Below are 230 nucleotides of genomic sequence, written 5' to 3'. Positions count from 1 at the left end.
CGTCCAAGCATCACAGTGACGGCTAGCGTATGTCAATTTTATTGAAGGTGGTATCGCTACCGTTCATGGTAAAGCTGTCCGACCAGATGCCCCGTCGATGGTCGCGCGCCAGCACCAGTTGCCTGCCGGTGGCGTCCATAGTGGTTATTTGGAATGGAAATGCTGGGGTAATTTGATGATCAGATTGCGGTTTGGCGCTCAACCTTTCGCCGGCACGCCTGTAAGTCAAG

At 53.5% G+C, this 230-nt stretch carries 1 pseudogene; it reads right to left on the bottom strand.

Features of this window, described 5'->3' with window-relative positions:
• Nucleotides 1-22: 22 nt before the first annotated feature.
• A pseudogene (locus BG74_RS06820) lies at nucleotides 23-230 on the bottom strand (hypothetical protein); the annotation flags it as partial.

Source organism: Sodalis-like endosymbiont of Proechinophthirus fluctus (assembly GCF_001602625.1).
GTDB lineage: Bacteria > Pseudomonadota > Gammaproteobacteria > Enterobacterales > Enterobacteriaceae.
The sequence above is the reverse complement of the archived record's forward strand: the minus strand, read 5'-3'. Positions and strand labels throughout refer to the sequence as shown.